11 protein-coding genes are annotated in these 17,021 nt (G+C 48.5%); 2 read left to right on the forward strand and 9 right to left on the reverse strand.

Annotation, left to right across the window (positions count from 1 at the left end):
- Nucleotides 1-85: 85 nt before the first annotated feature.
- The 3 genes from AC58CZ_RS07705 to AC58CZ_RS07715 all read right to left on the reverse strand — a co-directional run bounded on the left by AC58CZ_RS07705 (nucleotide 86) and on the right by AC58CZ_RS07715 (nucleotide 5,892).
- Nucleotides 86-4,030 carry an AAA family ATPase gene (locus AC58CZ_RS07705; protein ID WP_494224082.1) on the reverse strand — a complete coding sequence of 1,315 codons (3,945 nt, stop codon included), beginning with the start codon at nucleotides 4,028-4,030 and terminating at the stop codon, nucleotides 86-88.
- Between the two features lie 66 nt (nucleotides 4,031-4,096).
- Nucleotides 4,097-5,038 (reverse strand): hypothetical protein, encoded by a 942-nt coding sequence (locus tag AC58CZ_RS07710; protein WP_494224081.1) that lies wholly within the window; start codon nucleotides 5,036-5,038, stop codon nucleotides 4,097-4,099.
- 50 nt (nucleotides 5,039-5,088) lie between these two features.
- Nucleotides 5,089-5,892 (reverse strand): TSUP family transporter, encoded by an 804-nt coding sequence (locus AC58CZ_RS07715; RefSeq protein WP_494224134.1) that lies wholly within the window; start codon nucleotides 5,890-5,892, stop codon nucleotides 5,089-5,091.
- A gap of 180 nt (nucleotides 5,893-6,072) precedes the next feature.
- Between AC58CZ_RS07715 and AC58CZ_RS07720 the strand changes: the two genes are divergently transcribed.
- Together AC58CZ_RS07720 and AC58CZ_RS07725 are read left to right on the forward strand one after the other, a co-directional pair.
- Nucleotides 6,073-7,047, forward strand: coding sequence for a biotin--[acetyl-CoA-carboxylase] ligase (locus tag AC58CZ_RS07720; RefSeq protein WP_494224080.1), 975 nt, complete (start codon nucleotides 6,073-6,075; stop codon nucleotides 7,045-7,047).
- A gap of 71 nt (nucleotides 7,048-7,118) precedes the next feature.
- Nucleotides 7,119-7,847 (forward strand): pantothenate kinase, encoded by a 729-nt coding sequence (locus tag AC58CZ_RS07725; protein WP_494224079.1) that lies wholly within the window; start codon nucleotides 7,119-7,121, stop codon nucleotides 7,845-7,847.
- Nucleotides 7,848-7,982: 135 nt separating this feature from the next.
- Here AC58CZ_RS07725 and AC58CZ_RS07730 read toward each other — a convergent pair whose 3' ends face one another.
- The 6 genes from AC58CZ_RS07730 to AC58CZ_RS07755 all read right to left on the reverse strand — a co-directional run bounded on the left by AC58CZ_RS07730 (nucleotide 7,983) and on the right by AC58CZ_RS07755 (nucleotide 16,843).
- Nucleotides 7,983-9,170 carry an acyl-CoA dehydrogenase family protein gene (locus AC58CZ_RS07730; RefSeq protein ID WP_494224078.1) on the reverse strand — a complete coding sequence of 396 codons (1,188 nt, stop codon included), beginning with the start codon at nucleotides 9,168-9,170 and terminating at the stop codon, nucleotides 7,983-7,985.
- A gap of 43 nt (nucleotides 9,171-9,213) precedes the next feature.
- Nucleotides 9,214-10,134, reverse strand: a complete 921-nt coding sequence (locus tag AC58CZ_RS07735; protein WP_494224077.1) for a hydroxymethylglutaryl-CoA lyase — start codon at nucleotides 10,132-10,134, stop codon at nucleotides 9,214-9,216.
- A gap of 15 nt (nucleotides 10,135-10,149) precedes the next feature.
- Complete coding sequence (locus AC58CZ_RS07740) at nucleotides 10,150-12,267, reverse strand: acetyl-CoA carboxylase biotin carboxylase subunit (protein ID WP_494224076.1); 2,118 nt, start codon at nucleotides 12,265-12,267, stop codon at nucleotides 10,150-10,152.
- 70 nt (nucleotides 12,268-12,337) lie between these two features.
- Nucleotides 12,338-13,156: an enoyl-CoA hydratase-related protein gene (locus AC58CZ_RS07745; RefSeq protein ID WP_494224075.1), complete on the reverse strand. Its 819-nt coding sequence runs from the start codon at nucleotides 13,154-13,156 to the stop codon at nucleotides 12,338-12,340.
- 171 nt (nucleotides 13,157-13,327) lie between these two features.
- A complete protein-coding gene (locus tag AC58CZ_RS07750; RefSeq protein ID WP_494224074.1) occupies nucleotides 13,328-14,938 on the reverse strand; it encodes a carboxyl transferase domain-containing protein in 1,611 nt (536 codons plus the stop codon).
- 126 nt (nucleotides 14,939-15,064) lie between these two features.
- Nucleotides 15,065-16,843, reverse strand: coding sequence for an AMP-binding protein (locus AC58CZ_RS07755; RefSeq protein ID WP_494224073.1), 1,779 nt, complete (start codon nucleotides 16,841-16,843; stop codon nucleotides 15,065-15,067).
- Nucleotides 16,844-17,021: the final 178 nt, after the last annotated feature.

A 17,021-nucleotide genomic window follows, 5' to 3' on the forward strand; every position in this document is an offset into this window, starting at 1 on the left:
AGCATATTTGTATTTATGCCGATGGATTGATTATATTTGCATCGCTTTGATTCTCATAGCGCTTTTAATTTTGGCTTTTTTGGTCTTAGCTCTCTACATAACGCGCGGCTTCATCGAGCGACACACTGACTAGGGTAGAAATACCTGCGCTTGGCATGGTGATGCCTTTTAGCTCATCGGCAATCTGCATCGTCAGTTTATTATGACTGATAAAGATAAACTGCAAGTCATCTGCCAACTCATGAATGAGGCTAGTAAAACGCGCAACATTGGCATCATCGAGCGGCGCATCAACTTCATCAAGCACGCAGAACGGGGCAGGATGCTGCTTAAATATCGCAAAAATCAAACTCAATGCGGTCAGCGTTTTTTCACCGCCCGAGAGTACGGCTAGGCGGCTATTGCGCTTGCCTTTTGGCTGCGCCATCAAGGTAAGCCCTGCCCGCCATTGCTCCGACTTTGGCGTATTGGCTGGCATCTCGTCTGTGTTCAGTGTCAGACTGGCTTGCCCGCCGCCAAAGACTTTGGCAAACAAATTGGCCAGCTCATTATTGACCGCATCGAGCGTCTGCATAAATAGCGTCTTGGTCGTCTCATCGATCGAAGCAATCGCTTCAGTCAATGTCTGCATACTGGCGGCGATATCGGTGGTCTGCTGCGCAAGTGGCTCCAAGCGCTCATTGACCTCGGCCAACTCCGCGACAGCAGCAAGATTGACAGCGCCAATCTTACTTAACTGCTGCGCAAGCTTGGCGCGTTCGGACGCAAGCTCAGCGATTTTGTCTGGGCGCACACGGCGATCATGGGCGATAAAGTCTGCCAGCAAGTTTGAGACACTCATGGTTTGTTGAGGCTGTTCTGCTTGCGTTTTGTACTTCTCACTCACTTGAGTATAAGCATCTAGAGCGCTTTGGGTATGTCTACTGGCATCCTCCAAACGCGCAGCACTTAATGCTAACTCAGTTGCATGCTGTGCAAGTTCGCTTTGCTGCGTCTGCAAGGTATTTTGCAACGTATCAAATGCCGTCTGCTGCTCAGCATATGCTTGCTTTAGTGCCGTGAGCGCAGTATCGCGCTCACTCAGTAACGCTTGCTGCTTATCGCGCGTTGTCTGTGCGCGCTGCAGTGCCGCTTGCAACGTTGGTAATGTGCTCTGCTGCTTATCATGGCGCGCCTGTAGACTCTGCTCACTCTCTAATGACTTGTCATATTGCTCGGTTGCACGCGCCAGACTGCTCACACGATGCTCTAAGCGCATCTCATGTTGCTGAATACGTAGCTGTAACGCTTGCCAAGCCTCATCATCGGCTTGACGTGCGCGGTGTAGCTCGCTGCGCTCAGATTGTAATTGCTGATTGGTCGCTCGTGCCTCTGCTATTTGCGGCTTAAGTGTGGCGATCTCGCGTTCGATATCCTGCTGCTCACGAATAAGCGTCTGCGCCTCATGCGCAAGCTCTTGCTTTTCTTGCTCGAGCGCCGCTTTGTCAGCATTTAGGCGTTGGCTGTCTGCTTGCAAGCGCTCGGCATTGGCGCGCTCAGTCGTCAGTTGCTGCTGGTATTTATGCTTATCACGGGTTAATTGCTCAGCTTGGGCACGCGTTTCTTCTAGACTGACCATCAATGCGTCATAGTCACGCTGGTGTTTTGCGATGGATTTTTGCTGATTGTCGATGCTCAACTCTAGCTCACCGAGCAGGTCCTCTAGCGTTTGCAAACGCGTGCGCTGCGCCAAACGCTGGGTGAGAAACTGACTGCTGCCCTCGCTTTGATCGTCTTGCGCGCCCGCAAGCTTACTCAAATTAAGCGTACCTTGACGACTAATGACCCAACCATCAGCAGTCAGTAGAAGCGCTGATGACGGTAATGATTTTAAGACATCGGCAAACACGTTAATATCATGCTCACTAGTAGACTCAAACTGCGCTGTGTATAGATAACACTGCTGCCATAGCGCAAGCGCAGGCTGCGCAATCAGCTGTGATAATGGCAACACTTTATCAGTTAAGCTCTCTGGTAAGTCGCTGATAAAGGCACTGTCTCTGGTTTTATTTTGCTTCGCAGGCAACCATAGGCTATGACCCGTTGCTAGTGTTTTGTCTTTTGTACTGGCTGAGGTGTTTTGTATGGTTTGATAAGTCAGTAAATCAGTAACATCATCTTCAAGTGCTTGCCACAAACTCAAACTATTGGCTTTTTGATCCGCATCATTCACATGATCAGCACGTGCTGAATTAGTGTGGCTTGCAATTAATACATGGCTGTCTAGCCATAACGCTAAAACACTATCGAGCAGCTGTGCGTGCGCTTGCCCTGTCGCACTCAGTTCAATCTGTTCACGCAGCGTCGTAATAGCCAATTGCTGCGTATTTACAGCGGCACTATCGGTGTTATTTGTTGCAGCTGCTTTGTTTTGAGAGTTTGATATAGGTTTTGGATGCAATATCTGATGCAAAGTGTCGTATTCACCTGCGAGTAACGCATGACGTTTTTCATCATCGCTCAACTCGCGTTGCTGCGTGTTCAGTCGCTGCTGCAAGTGATGTGCTTGCGGCTGTATCTCAGACAGACGTTCGTCCACCCCTTCTTGCTGACGCTCAATCTGCTGTAGCTGTTTGCTCAGCTTAGCGACTTGCTCTTCTAGCACCTGATGCAAGTCTTGCTCGTCCGCTGCCTGACTTGCATCAGCACTGGCACTAACAGCATTAGTATTATCAGATGGCGCTATAGACTGCTGCAATTGCTGCCAGAGGTTTTGCCAATTTTGCTCGCGGCGTTGCCACTTATCATCGCTTTGCTGGTGGCGCTTTTGTGCTTGGGTATTAATCGCCTGCTGCTGCTCAAGCGTACGTGCCTTGTCTTGCAGACGCGACAGCTGGTTTTGTGCGTCATGCCATGCGCGCTGCAATGGCTGCTCATGACGCTTGTGGTTATCACGCTTGTCGCTCAGCTCAGCGAGCTGTGGGCGTAACGCTTCTAGCGCTTGATTCTGCTCAGCTTGTTCAGCGTTAAGCCGCTCGATATCAGCGAGTGATTGCTCACGCTGCTGCGCCAAGTGAGACAGTTGCTGCTCAATGGCTGCCAGCTGTGCAGTGGCATCACTCAGTTGATGCTCGGCATTTTGATAGCCCAGCTGCTGCTGATAGTGCGCGCTTTGGGCATCATCTTTGAGCCATTGCTCTTGGTTAATACGAGCGGTGAGCTTATCTTGCTTTGCCTTTAGCGTGTCATAATCCGCTTGCAATATCGACACTTCAGCGGCGCTGCGTTCATGTGCGATTTTTTGCTGCTGATGCTGCTGCTTGGCCTGATAGAGCTGCTGAATGGCAAGCTGCTGCTCAATATCAGCCAAGCTTAGTGAGATCTCTTCGTGACGCTGCGCGCTCGCTGCCTGTTTGGACAGTGTCTTTTGTTGGCGGAGCAGCTCGCTTTGCATGTCGTGCAGACGCGCCAAATTGTCTCTTGTCTTTTCAAGCTTTTTTTGTGTCTCTTCGCGGCGAGCCTGATAGCGCGACACCCCAGCCGCTTCTTCGATAAACTCACGCAGCTGCAAAGGACTTGACTCAACAATTCGCCCAATCATGCCTTGCTCAATGACCGCATAACTACGCGCACCCAACCCTGTACCCAAGAACACATCGACCACATCGCGGCGGCGACAGCGCGTACCATTGATAAAGTAATCCGAGCGCCCGTCTTTATTGACCTGACGGCGAACGGACAGCTCTTGGTACAAGTTAAGCTCATGGCGAATGCCCGTTTGCTCATCTTGGGTATGCTCAAAGGTCAGCTCGACACTCGCTACACTCTTGGCCGCTTTGTCTTGCGTACCAGCAAAGATGACATCGCTCATCGCCCCGCCACGCAGCTGCTTGGCAGAGGTCTCACCCAGCACCCAGCGTATGGCATCAATCACATTGGATTTGCCGCAGCCGTTTGGCCCGACGATGGCAGTGATGCCATGGCGAAAGGTAAAGGTCGTTGGGTTGGCAAAGGACTTAAAACCTGCCAGCTTTAGAGATTTTAAACGCATGAATAGTCAATAGATGTGGCGGAAACAGGCGGCTATTCTACCTGAAATTGTCGTGAGTTTTTAGGATTAAACGTCTAAGTGCATAAACGATTTTGCCTTCAGGCTTTGATGAAACCCTCGTAATAGTTTTTGCTCCATTTGGCTGACCTCGTTTTCTGCTAAGTAGCGCTGATTGAACTCAATCAATGCTGACCACGTGATACTGGCCACTTGCAGATGATCGACGATGTCTAACAGCTCTGGTCTTAAGAGATGCTGATACTTCTTGGGTCTTTTGTGACACAGTGCCAGCTCTCGGTCGGCTAAGCGCTGCTTGTTGTGCTCTAGCTCACTGCCACCGATGAACAGCAGTAAAAACTTGGCACCTTTATCGATAAAGCCTTTTTCGAGTAAATGCTCATACATCACGCAGTACTTGAGCAACTGGTCTGGGTTTTTTCGACCATTAAATTTTAGTTCGTTTGCTACCAGCACATTCGCCTGATGGTTGTAGGCCAAGTTGTCCATATACATCGCTTTTAGCTCGGTACTTGCCTCAAACAATCCGCTGTTGCCATGGGTCGACCATGATCCATTTGGCTCAAAGGCGATGAATTGCTGATACAATGAGTCTAAGTAGACATCACTACATAAACTTAAAAAGATATCGAACTCTTTATTTAGATACTCTTCAGAAAAGAATTTTACGCGGCGCACAGCTTCTCTAGGATGACAGATGCCAACTCTTTGGGATGAATAGGTTTCTAATTGCTCCGTGTCATGCATTTTTGCGTTGAGCTTTTTGATAATGGCGTGTTCAATCTCTTCTACACTTTTGCCTGCTAGCTCAGGCTGGGTAGCCCATTCGATTATTTGGCGTACGTATTGCTTTTTGGTGATTCCAAGAATTTGCTTGGGCTCCCACGCCAAAAACTCTACCATATTGGTAAGACCAGTCGTCCATGATAGCTGATCTTTTAAATGACTCACCGAGCCAAAGACACGGCGATATTTTTCTGCTGCTTTCATACTAAGAATGTCTCATGGTTTACATTTTTTACAACAAAGATGTGCCGTGATTACAACACACCCAATCCACTTAATAACAACTGCCCTCCTGCAAATATCAATAATACGCCAAACGCGCGCTTGAGCATCAAGGCAGGCAATACATGGGCAAGCTTGGCACCCACTTTTGCCATTGCAAAGCTCGCCACCGAAATACACAAAAATCCTATGACATGGACAAATCCGATGGTGCCCTCAGGCAGATTGACCACATCTTGACCAAACCAGGCAAATCCAGCCGCGCCAGCCAGAGCAATGGGTAGACCGCACGCCGCTGACGTACCGACCGATTGCTTCATCGGCAGCCCCGCCCAGTTCAAAAACGGTACGGTCAAACTACCACCGCCAATACCGAAGATAGACGACGCCATGCCAATGCCCGTACCTGCGCCAAACTGTATCCCAGCCGAAGGCAATGGCTTACCTACTTGCTCTTTATTAGAAAAGAACAGCATTTTTAGTGCAACCAGTAGCGCGCCAACACCGATGATGGCTTGTAGTGCCTGACCATCAATCATATCTGCGATACCAGCGCCGACCAAACTCCCCACCACCAAGCCAAGCGCCATCTTGCGCCATACTTCCCAGCGCACGCCGCCGCGTTTATTATGGGCCGTCAGTGAGCTGATCGAAGTGATCACGATGGTCGCAAGAGACGTACCAATGGCTAGGTGTGTTACTACTTCTGGCGAAAAGTCGTACGCGGTAAAAATCCAGACCAGTGCGGGGACGATAATCATGCCGCCGCCCACGCCAAACAAGCCTGCACTGACACCTGCAAACGCCCCTGCAATCACAAACCACACATATAACATCATAGAACAAACCTTTTATAATACTGGCCTAGTATTAATTTTATTGCCTACTTACTGGTTTCTTAGCGCACTTAACTGTATTTGCCAAATCTTAACGTGACCTTTATTCTGTCTTTGGTATGCTGTCTTTGGTAACCGCTTAGTATATCAAAGTTTCCTTTAACCACATCGATTAAACTTATGCCACCACTCACCAATTTTTCTCCCGCTTTATCCGAGCTTAACCACCGCCACGTTGCCAGTAGCGCCTCGACCAATAGCGAGCTGATCGCAGCGCTGCAAGATGGCACGCTAGATGCTGCTACCGTACACGTCTTGACCGCAGAGACGCAGAGCGCGGGACGTGGACAACATGGGCGCTCGTGGCAGTCGCCGCGCGGCAATGTCTATCTGTCGCTATATCACCCCGTACATATGCCGATTAGTGGGCTACTGTCTTTGATTATTGGCCTTGAGCTGGCAAAAATGCCTGTTATCCAAGCCTTGAATGAGCAATTACAAGCACAAGGATTGACGCCAATTGGGGTGAAATGGGCAAATGATTTGGGGTTTTATCAGAGTCAAGCCAGTCATCATTCTGAATTGGCGCACTCTGCACCCGACGGTTCAGCTTTAGACAGCGCCATCTCACTTCAGCGCACATTGCCCTTTCAAAAGCTCGCTGGCATCTTGATAGAACCTGTGACCAAATCTGGCAAGCTGCTTGGTGTGGTACTAGGCATTGGGTTAAATGTAAAAGCTGCGCCAACGCTCACCGCGCAAACCTCTGAGGGGATGAGCTATCAAGCGATCAGCTTACAGGACATCCATGAGTTGCTACATCCAGAAGTGGCAGCTGCCACGAGCCTGCCAGACTTACAAACATTGTATCAGCAGATGAGCAAAGCACTGATGGCAGCGATGACTCGATTTGAGCATTTGGCCATCGAAAAACCAACGGGGCATACCTATTATTTAGATAGATTTTTGCAGCAGTTTGCAGCGATGGATGCGCTAGCCGGTCTGCGTTTACGTGTTACCCAAGACTATAATAATGAGAACAAAGTCATGACGGGAGTCGCTTGCGGCGTGGATATTCATGGGTGTTTGCAATTACAGCAAGATAACGGTAAGATTTCTACGCTTTTTACTGGACGTATTGACGTTATTTATTAGGGACACGCCCTAGGCTTAATCATAACACTGACGAGCACCATCATTAACGAGCGCTATATAAAGGGATTTTTATGCTCTGGCTTGATCTTGGCAATACCCGCCTAAAATACTGGCTGACCGACGATATCGGGCAGATAGTCTCACATGATGCCAAGCAGCATCTGCAAGCACCCGCTGAATTACTCATGGGTCTGACCGACCGCTTTGAGCGTTATGCGCCCGATTTTATTGGTATCTCATCCGTACTGGGCGATGCGCTCAATGCTAAAGTGTCAGAGACGCTCAGTCGTTTGAACATTCCATTTGAGTTTGTCCATGTTGATGCCGCGCATGCGCTTATGAAAAGTGCTTATAATGACCAGCAGCTCGGCTGTGACCGCTGGCTACAGATGCTCGGCGCCGTCGATAAGAAAAAACGCCAATGCGTGATCGGCTGCGGTACGGCGGTGACCATTGACTTGATTGATCACGCTGAGCATTTGGGTGGTTATATCTTTCCCAGTATCTACTTACAACGCGAGTCTCTGTTTTCTGGAACCAAGCAAATCACTATCTCTAACGGTACATTTGATAGTGTTAGCCAAGGCATGACCACCCAAGACGCGGTGCACCGTGGCATCTTGCTCTCTATCGTTGGTGCAATCAATGAGATTAGCCGTCGTCACCCAAACTTTGAAGTGATCATGACAGGCGGCGATGCAGCCACTATCTCGCAGCATGTCAATCGCCCCGTACGCTTGCGTGATGATTTATTATTAAATGGTCTGGCACGGTATTTTGATTATCGTAATAAGTCATAATCCATCATAGATAAGCCAATATCATACTGTCACACTGACAAAAAAAGCAGCACGTTTAAAGCGTGCTGCTTTTTTATTAGATACTTTTCTCTTTTATAAGGTCAAAGCTTTGCTAGCTACTGCCCTAACCCTTTTTTATTTGGTCTCGTTAAACAGCTCACGACCGACCAGCATACGACGAATCTCGCTAGTACCTGCGCCAATCTCATACAGCTTAGCATCGCGCCAGTAGCGACCGAGTGGATACTCGTTGGTATACCCATTACCGCCAAATATCTGAATGCCCTCACCTGCCATCCATGTGGCTTTTTCGGCACACCATAAAATCACACTAGCACAGTCTTTTCGCACTTCTCGGCTGTGTCCTGCGCCGTGCGCGTCTAGCATATCGAGGTTTTTACCAACGGTGTATAAGAAGCTACGACCTGCCTGCAAAATAGTATACATATCAGCCACTTTGCCTTGGATAAGTTGAAACTCACCAATTGCTTGACCAAACTGCTTGCGCTCATGGATATAAGGGACGACATTGTCCATCACTGCTTGCATGATGCCGATAGGACCTGCGGCTAATACGGCACGCTCATAATCTAGGCCACTCATGAGTACCTTAACGCCTTCATTGAGACCGCCCAAGATATTTTCACTTGGTACGGTGACATTGTTAAAAGTCATCTCACCCGTATGGCTACCACGCATGCCAAGCTTATCGAGCTTTTGCGCGGTACCAAACCCTTCCATACCTTTTTCTACGATAAAGGCGGTCATACCTTTGGCACCCATTTCAGGATTGGTCTTGGCATAGACCACCATCACATCCGCATCAGGGCCATTGGTGATCCACATTTTGCTACCGTTCAAGATGTAATTGCCGTCTTTTTCTTCGGCTTTGAGCTTCATGCTGACGACATCTGAACCAGCACCGGTCTCACTCATTGCCAATGCACCAATGAACTCGCCGCTGATGAGCTTTGGCAGATATTTTTGTTTTTGCGCTTCAGAGCCGTTGCGTTTGATTTGGTTAATGCACAAATTAGAATGCGCACCATAGCTAAGCGCCACCGATGCCGACGCTCGGCTAATCTCTTCCATCGCCACCATATGAGCGACATAGCCCATGTTGGAGCCGCCATACGCTTCAGGGACGGTGATGCCATGTAGACCCAGATCGCCCATCTTTTGCCACAGATCCATAGGGAACTCATCACTGCTGTCGATCTCGCTTGCACGTGGGGCGATTTCGTTTGCCGCAAACTGCTGTACGACATCACGTAGCGCGTCAATATCTTCGCCAAGCTGAAAGTTCAATCCAGGTAAACTCATAACCATTCCTTGTTTTTTAGTATTTCATTTTTACGATAATTTTTTAAGACTGACGTTTATTAATCAAAGCCCGTGCCACATTTGAGCCATTTGGACGCTTTAAAAACCCACTAATACGCTCGCCTGCCACGACCAATTTTTCCAAATCGATACCCGTGCTGATACCCATGCCATGCAGCATATATACCACATCTTCGGTCGCGACATTGCCCGTTGCGCCTTTGGCATAAGGACAGCCACCGAGGCCTGCGACTGAGGTATCAAATTCGCTGACACCCATTTGTAATGCCGCTAGGGTATTGCTGAGTGCTTGACCATAGGTGTCATGAAAATGACCTGATAACATGGCGATATCAGCATACTCAAGCGCTGCTTGTAGGGCGCGCTGCACTTTGAGGGGTGTACCCACACCAATGGTATCAGCAATGCCAATCTGCTCTGAACCAATCTCAATCAACCGTTTGGTGACATAAGCGACTTGGCTAGGGTCAATCTCGCCTTCATAAGGACAACCAACGGTACAAGAGATAACGCCGCGTACTTTGATACCTTGCGCTTTTGCCGCAGCGGCAACGGGCGCGAAACGCTCAATACTCTCATCGATACTGCAGTTGATATTTTTTTGGCTAAAGGTTTCGCTGGCTGAGCCAAAAATAACAATTTCATCAGGACGGTAGGCAATCGCATTGTCAAAGCCGCGCATATTGGGCACGAGTACTGAGTAACAAACGTTCGTCTGCCGCGTTGGCGCAAGCGCATCAAGCAATGCGCTGTTATCGCCCATTTGTGGCACCCACTTTGGCGAGACAAAACTGGTCACCTCCAGTTTTTTAATCCCTGCGTCAATTAAATCATTGATAAGCGTTTGCTTAACCTCAGTCGGTACCGTCATGGATTCGTTTTGCAATCCATCACGCGGACTGACATCGACGATGGTGACATGGCTTGGATACGAGTGGCTCATGCTTATTGTCCTTTTCTATTCGCTTTCACTATCGATACGCAGTAGCTCATCACCATCAGCGACCAAATCACCTGCTGCAAATAATAATTCTGCTACCACACCATCAGTTGGTGCGGTAATGGTATGTTCGATCTTCATGGCCTCAATGACCGCAAGCGGCTCACCTTTTTTCACAGTATCGCCAACAGCTACTTTGAATGCAACGACTTGCCCTGGCATCGGTGATTTTAGGCTGCCGACTGCTGCTGTGTCTTCACCCACATGCGCCATCACATCAATTAAGGTAATCTCATCGCGTCCGCTATCTGTGAACGCATAAACTGTCTCATTATTGACCCAGCTCTGCGCACTGATACGTGCACCCTCTAACCATAAGGTATGATTGTGCGCATCACTGCTATCATAGCTGACTTGGCCTTCATAAACCGTTTCGGTCTGAGCGGCGACATTGATATTGCTATCATCCTGCGTATTCGTGATTTCTTTACCAATGACAAGCGCAAAGCTACTGAGATTCTCACTACCTTTTTTATTATCAAAGCAACTCACATTGTGCCAATTGCTGATACGAGCAATATATGACTGCTCATTATAAATGAGGCTAAATGTGCGAGTATAATCGCTATAAGCACGGAACCCTGTCGGCTTACTAAAGGGGTCGTTGTCTATCTTTTGTAATACGGCTTCGCTCGCAAGCTGCTGCGTAATAGCCGTCACCACAAGCGTCGATAATCCAAGCGGATGCTGATCAAACAGCTTGTCCTGCTCACGCTCTATCAATGCCGTATCAAGATTGGCGTTGCTAAATGAGTCGGTATTTAAGATATAACGCAAAAATGCCACGTTATTTGGTAGACCCACAATACGCGTCTGCGCCAATGCTCGATCTAGTCTCGCCAACGCTTGCTCGCGCGTAGGTGCATGCACAATAAGCTTGGCAATCATAGAGTCGTAGAAAGGACTGATGACATCACCCTCTCGTACGCCATCATCGATACGCACATCAGCGCCGTTTTTATCAATGACAAAGGTGCTGTGCTCAGGCTTTTGATAAGTGAATAACGTTCCTGTCGCTGGCAAAAAATTATTGTCAGGGTTTTCAGCACAGATACGCGCTTCGATCGCATGACCATTGATCGTCAAATCGTCTTGCGATTTTGGCAATGGCTGACCCGCAGCGACCAACAGTTGCCACTCGACCAAATCCACACCAGTAATGGCTTCGCTGACCGGATGTTCAACTTGCAAGCGCGTGTTCATCTCCATGAAATAAAAATTCATCGTACCTTCGCGCTGCTCCACAATAAACTCAACCGTGCCAGCGCCGACATAATTAACCGCACGCGCCGCCTCAATTGCAGCCGTACCCATCGCTTCACGCATGGCCGTATCGACGCCCGGTGCCGGCGCTTCTTCCAATACTTTTTGATGGCGACGCTGTACCGAGCAATCCCGCTCAAACAGATGCACGTAATTGCCATGCGTATCACCGAATACTTGGATTTCGATATGGCGTGGTTTGAGCGCATATTTTTCGATCAACACTTGATCATTGCCAAAACTGGTAATTGCTTCACGGCGGCACGAGTCAAGCAAGTCAATAAAATCACTGCTTTGCTCAACGATACGCATTCCTTTACCGCCGCCGCCTGCACTCGCTTTAATCAATACTGGATAGCCAATATCATCTGCTTGCTGCTGCAAAAACTGGGCGTCTTGATTGTCACCATGATAGCCGGGTATCAGCGGCACGCCAGCGGCCCCCATCAAGCGCTTGGACTCAGATTTGCCGCCCATGGCGCGAATCGCCTCAGCAGAGGGCCCGATAAACACCAAACCAGCCTCTTGGCAGGCCTGTGCAAAATCGGCGTTTTCACTCAAAAACCCATAGCCTGGGTGGATGGCCTCAGCACCTGTTTGCTTAGAGATGGCAATAATGGCATCACCTTTGAGATAGCTGTCTTTTGGTGCCGAACCGCCTAGATAGATCGCCTCATCACAGACCGCCACGTGCTTGGCTTCGCGGTCAGCATCAGAATACACCGCGACGGTACTGACGCCCAGACGCTTGGCAGTTGCGGCCACTCGGCAAGCAATTTCACCACGGTTGGCAATTAGAATTTTAGAAAACATAACTATCCCTGTATCTTGTCGTTATTATTTGACGTCTTGTCTATTTGTCCGTTTATCTATTCGTTTATCGTTAGTCTGCCGTTAGCCAGTCAGGCTTCCGCTTTTGCAAAAAGGCTTGCACGCCCTCCTTTCCTTGTGTTGATGAGCGAATATCAGCAATTCCTTTGACCGTGTCGGCAATCAGCTCATCAGTGATAGGCGCGCCTGCTATATCATGTAATAGCTGTTTGCATGTCTTGACCGCATCGGGACTATTTTTGACCATTTTGGCACAAAGTGTCGCTACCTCATCATCCAGCCACTCTTCGCTGACGCGCTCATGGATAAAGCCAAGCTGACGTGCTTTTTTGGCATCAAACACTTCTGCACTTAAGAAGTAACGCTGCGCAGCTCTAGCGCCCATCGCTCGGATGACATAAGGACTGATGGTCGCAGGTGCCAAGCCCAAACGCACTTCGCTCAGGCAAAAATTGGCAATTTTCACGGCGATGGCCACATCACAGACGGCAACGAGACCCATACCACCTGCATAGACATCGCCTTGGATTGCCGCAATCGTCGGCTTGGGACATTCATAAATCGTCTTGAGCATTTGCGCCAATTTATCCGCATCCGCTAAATTCTCTTCATAGCTATAGTCCGCCATGGCGCGCATCCAGTTTAGATCGGCACCCGCACAGAACGCTTTGCCAGCTGCCGCGAGTACAATGACACGCACCTCGTCATCCACACCAAGGGTGGTGAAGGCATCTGTCAACTCGGCGATCATCTCGTCATTAAAGGCATTGCGTATCTCGGGACGATTCAACGTCACGGTAGCGATGTGTTGTTTTATATCGACTAATAGACTTTTATAATTATTACTATTTTTTGATTTTGCTTCTTTCATAACTTTCTCTATGTTCCTATTTATATGTCTATGTAAATACTTAGCCCAACGTTTGGGTCATCCATCATAATGCTCATATAAGAAAGTAAGATGTCAAAACCCGATGTCGCGGTAGAATCGTATTTAAAAAGATTGTCGCACCACTCTCTCATCACGAGCAGACCTTAGCGCTTACATTCTAAAGACACCAAACGTCGTCTCTTCAATCGGGGCGTTATAGGCAGCGCTCAGTCCCAATGCCAATACATGACGGGTATCAGCAGGATCAATCACGCCATCGTCCCACATACGCGCGGTGGCATAATAGGGATGACCTTGCGCTTCATACATTTCACGAATTGGTGCTTTAAATGCCGCCTCATCTTCCTCACTCCACGCTTCACCCTTACGTTCAAAATTGTCACGCTTGACCGTTGCCAAGACCGAGGCTGCTTGCTCACCGCCCATGACAGAGATACGGGCATTTGGCCACATCCACAAAAAGCGCGGACTGTAAGCACGGCCACACATACCGTAGTTACCCGCGCCAAACGAGCCACCAACGATGACGGTGAATTTCGGTACTTTGGCATTGGCAACTGCCATCACCATTTTGGCACCGTGGCGGGCAATGCCTTCGTTTTCGTATTTACGCCCAACCATAAAGCCTGTGATATTCTGGAGGAATACCAATGGAATTTTGCGCTTACAGCACAGCTCGATGAAATGCGTGCCTTTTTGCGCCGACTCACTAAATAGAATGCCGTTATTAGCAATGATACCCACAGGCATCCCTTCGATATGCGCAAATCCACACACTAATGTCGTGCCAAAACGCGCTTTGAACTCATCAAATGCACTGTCATCAACGATACGCGCGATGATTTCTTTGATATCAAATGGCTTGCGCTTGTCCGTCGGAATTACGCCGTACAGTTCTTTGGCGTCATAACGTGGCGGTCGCGGCGTAATTTGATTAGGAATGTGTTTGGCAGGGCGATTCAAATGACTGACAATATTACGGGCGATGGATAACGCATGAGTATCGTTTTGCGCTAAGTGATCGACCACGCCTGATAGCCGCGTATGCACATCGCCACCGCCCAAATCCTCTGCGGTAACCTCTTCGCCTGTTGCGGCCTTTACCAGTGGCGGACCACCCAAAAAGATGGTGCCTTGCTCTTTAACAATAATAGACTCATCGCTCATCGCAGGCACATACGCACCACCAGCCGTACAGCTACCCATGACCACAGCAATCTGCGGAATACATGCTGCACTGAGGTTGGCTTGATTAAAGAAGATACGGCCAAAATGCTCTTTATCAGGGAACACGTCATCTTGGTTGGGTAAATTAGCACCACCTGAATCAACCAAATAAACACACGGCAAATGATTTTCTTGCGCAATCTCTTGAGCGCGCAAATGCTTTTTGACTGTCATTGGGTAGTAGGTGCCACCTTTTACCGTGGCATCATTACAGACAATCATACACTCAATACCATTGATACGGCCAATACCCGCAATCACGCCAGCCGCTGGAATCTCTTCGCCATACATGTCATGAGCGGCCATCGGCGCCACTTCCAAAAACGGCGTACCCACATCAAGCAAACGCTCGACACGCTCGCGTGGTAGTAGCTTGCCACGTGCTAGATGCTTGGCACGGGCGCGCTCTGAGCCGCCTTGGGCAACTTTACGCAGGTGCACATATAAATCGTCAACGATCGCTTGCATCGCCGCACTGTTTTGCTGAAAGTCGCTTGAGTTTGGACTCAGTTTACTGGTTATGATAGCGCTCATGATATCCCTTTTCTTTGATACATAGATACGTAAATGCGAGTAGCTTTTATATGAATGATCCAACTGCTATTTTTTAAGTATGACTCACATAGTTCATCTTTAGTGTTTTAGAGCTGATAAATAAGCTTACGACAAACCCAACTCTTCTTTCATTTGCTCAATGATTTTATACTTTTGAATCTTGCCCGTGATGGTCATTGGATACTCAGTGACAAAGCGATAGTAAGCTGGCACTTTATAATGAGCGATATGCTCGCTGCAGAATTCACGGACTTCCTCTTCGGTCAAGCAGCCCGGCTCTTTAGGAATAATCCACGCTGCGAGCACTTCACCATAACGCTCGTCGGGTATCCCAACGATTTGCACATCGCGAATTTTTGGATGACGATAAAGGTAGTTTTCGATCTCGACTGGATAGATGTTTTCACCACCGCGAATCACCATGTCTTTACTCCGGCCGACGATTTTCACATAGCCGTCTTCATCCATCGTTGCCAAATCACCCGTGTGCATCCAACCATCTTGAATGGCTTCTCGCGTTTTAAAACGGCTACCCCAATAGCCTTTCATCACTGAATAACCACGCGTGAGTAGCTCGCCAGTCTCCCCGATAGGCACAATCTCGCCCGTCTCGGTGTCGATCACTTTTACCTCAAGTGCAGGCTGTACCAATCCTACGGTCGAGACTTGCTTCTCAAGAGGGGTGTGCTCATTGGTCTGGCAAGAGACTGGACTGGTCTCTGTCATACCATAGGCAATGGTGACTTCACTCATATGCATCTTATCGATGACGCGGCGCATGACCTCAATCGGACAGCTGGAACCTGCCATGATGCCTGTACGCAAGGTAGATAAATCAAAGTTTTCAAATTCAGGATGGTCAAGCTCCGCGATAAACATCGTCGGCACGCCATGTAGACCTGTACATTTCTCTTCTTCAACCGCTTTTAATACCGTTAATGGCTCAAAGCCATCGTTTGGATAGACGATACAGCCGCCGTGCGTGAGAATCGCGAGATTACCAAGCACCATGCCAAAGCAATGATACAAGGGTACTGGAATGCACAGTCTGTCGGCTTCCGTGAGATTCATGGCCTCACCAATGAAGTAGCCGTTATTAAGGATATTTCGATGGCTTAAGGTTGCGCCTTTTGGTGTGCCTGTCGTGCCACTGGTGAACTGCACGTTGATGGCATCAGTATTTTTGAGCTGGGCTTGACGCTCGGCCACGCGTGGATCGTTGGCGTCGCCTTCCGCCATCCATGCAGAGAACTTTTGCATGAAACCAAACTCCTCATCAGAGTCTGGCTCATCAATCCAAATGATACGCTCGATCGTTGGAATCTCAACCAAATCAAGCTGGGTATAATCTTTATGGTAAATCTCAGGACAGAGCTCACGAATCAAGCTGGCATAATCACTGGTTTTAAAATGACGCATAAGCACCAGTGCTGAGCAGCCGAGTTTGTTCAGGGCATATTGCAGCTCAAAGGTACGGTAGGCAGGGTTGATATTGACAAGGATAACGCCGACTTTTGCGGTGGCCAATTGCATCAGCAACCATTCAGCATTGTTGTGTGACCAAATCCCGATGCGATCGCCAATCTCAAGCCCCATTTCAATCATACTACTGGCTAGCTGATTGACCTGCTGCTGTAGCTCACGATATGTCCAGCGAATATTTTGATGACAGACGACCAGCGCTTCACGATCTGGATATTTGGACACAATGGCATCAAAAAAGTCGCCGATTGTCGCTTCAATCAGCGGCACATCAGGACCTTTATCATAGCTTTGGGTGAGCGGCGCATTTACTGAACGTGCGCCCATATTGATACTAGGGATATTATCTAAAATAGCATCGAAATCAACGTGAGTCGCATCGAAATTAGAGTTTTGAGTCATAACGAGTCCTTTCGTTTTACTTTTTATAGTATTCATAGATAGTGCTGATTAATCGCTGGCGAGCAAACCTTCTTCCTTGATTCGGTCTGATATAGTATTCAGCTACTATAACGCTATAAATGAAAGCATGTCAACAATATCAATACGGTATGTATCATTTAATTGGTTATTTAAAGAC

This window comes from Psychrobacter sp. CR212, from assembly GCF_059693765.1.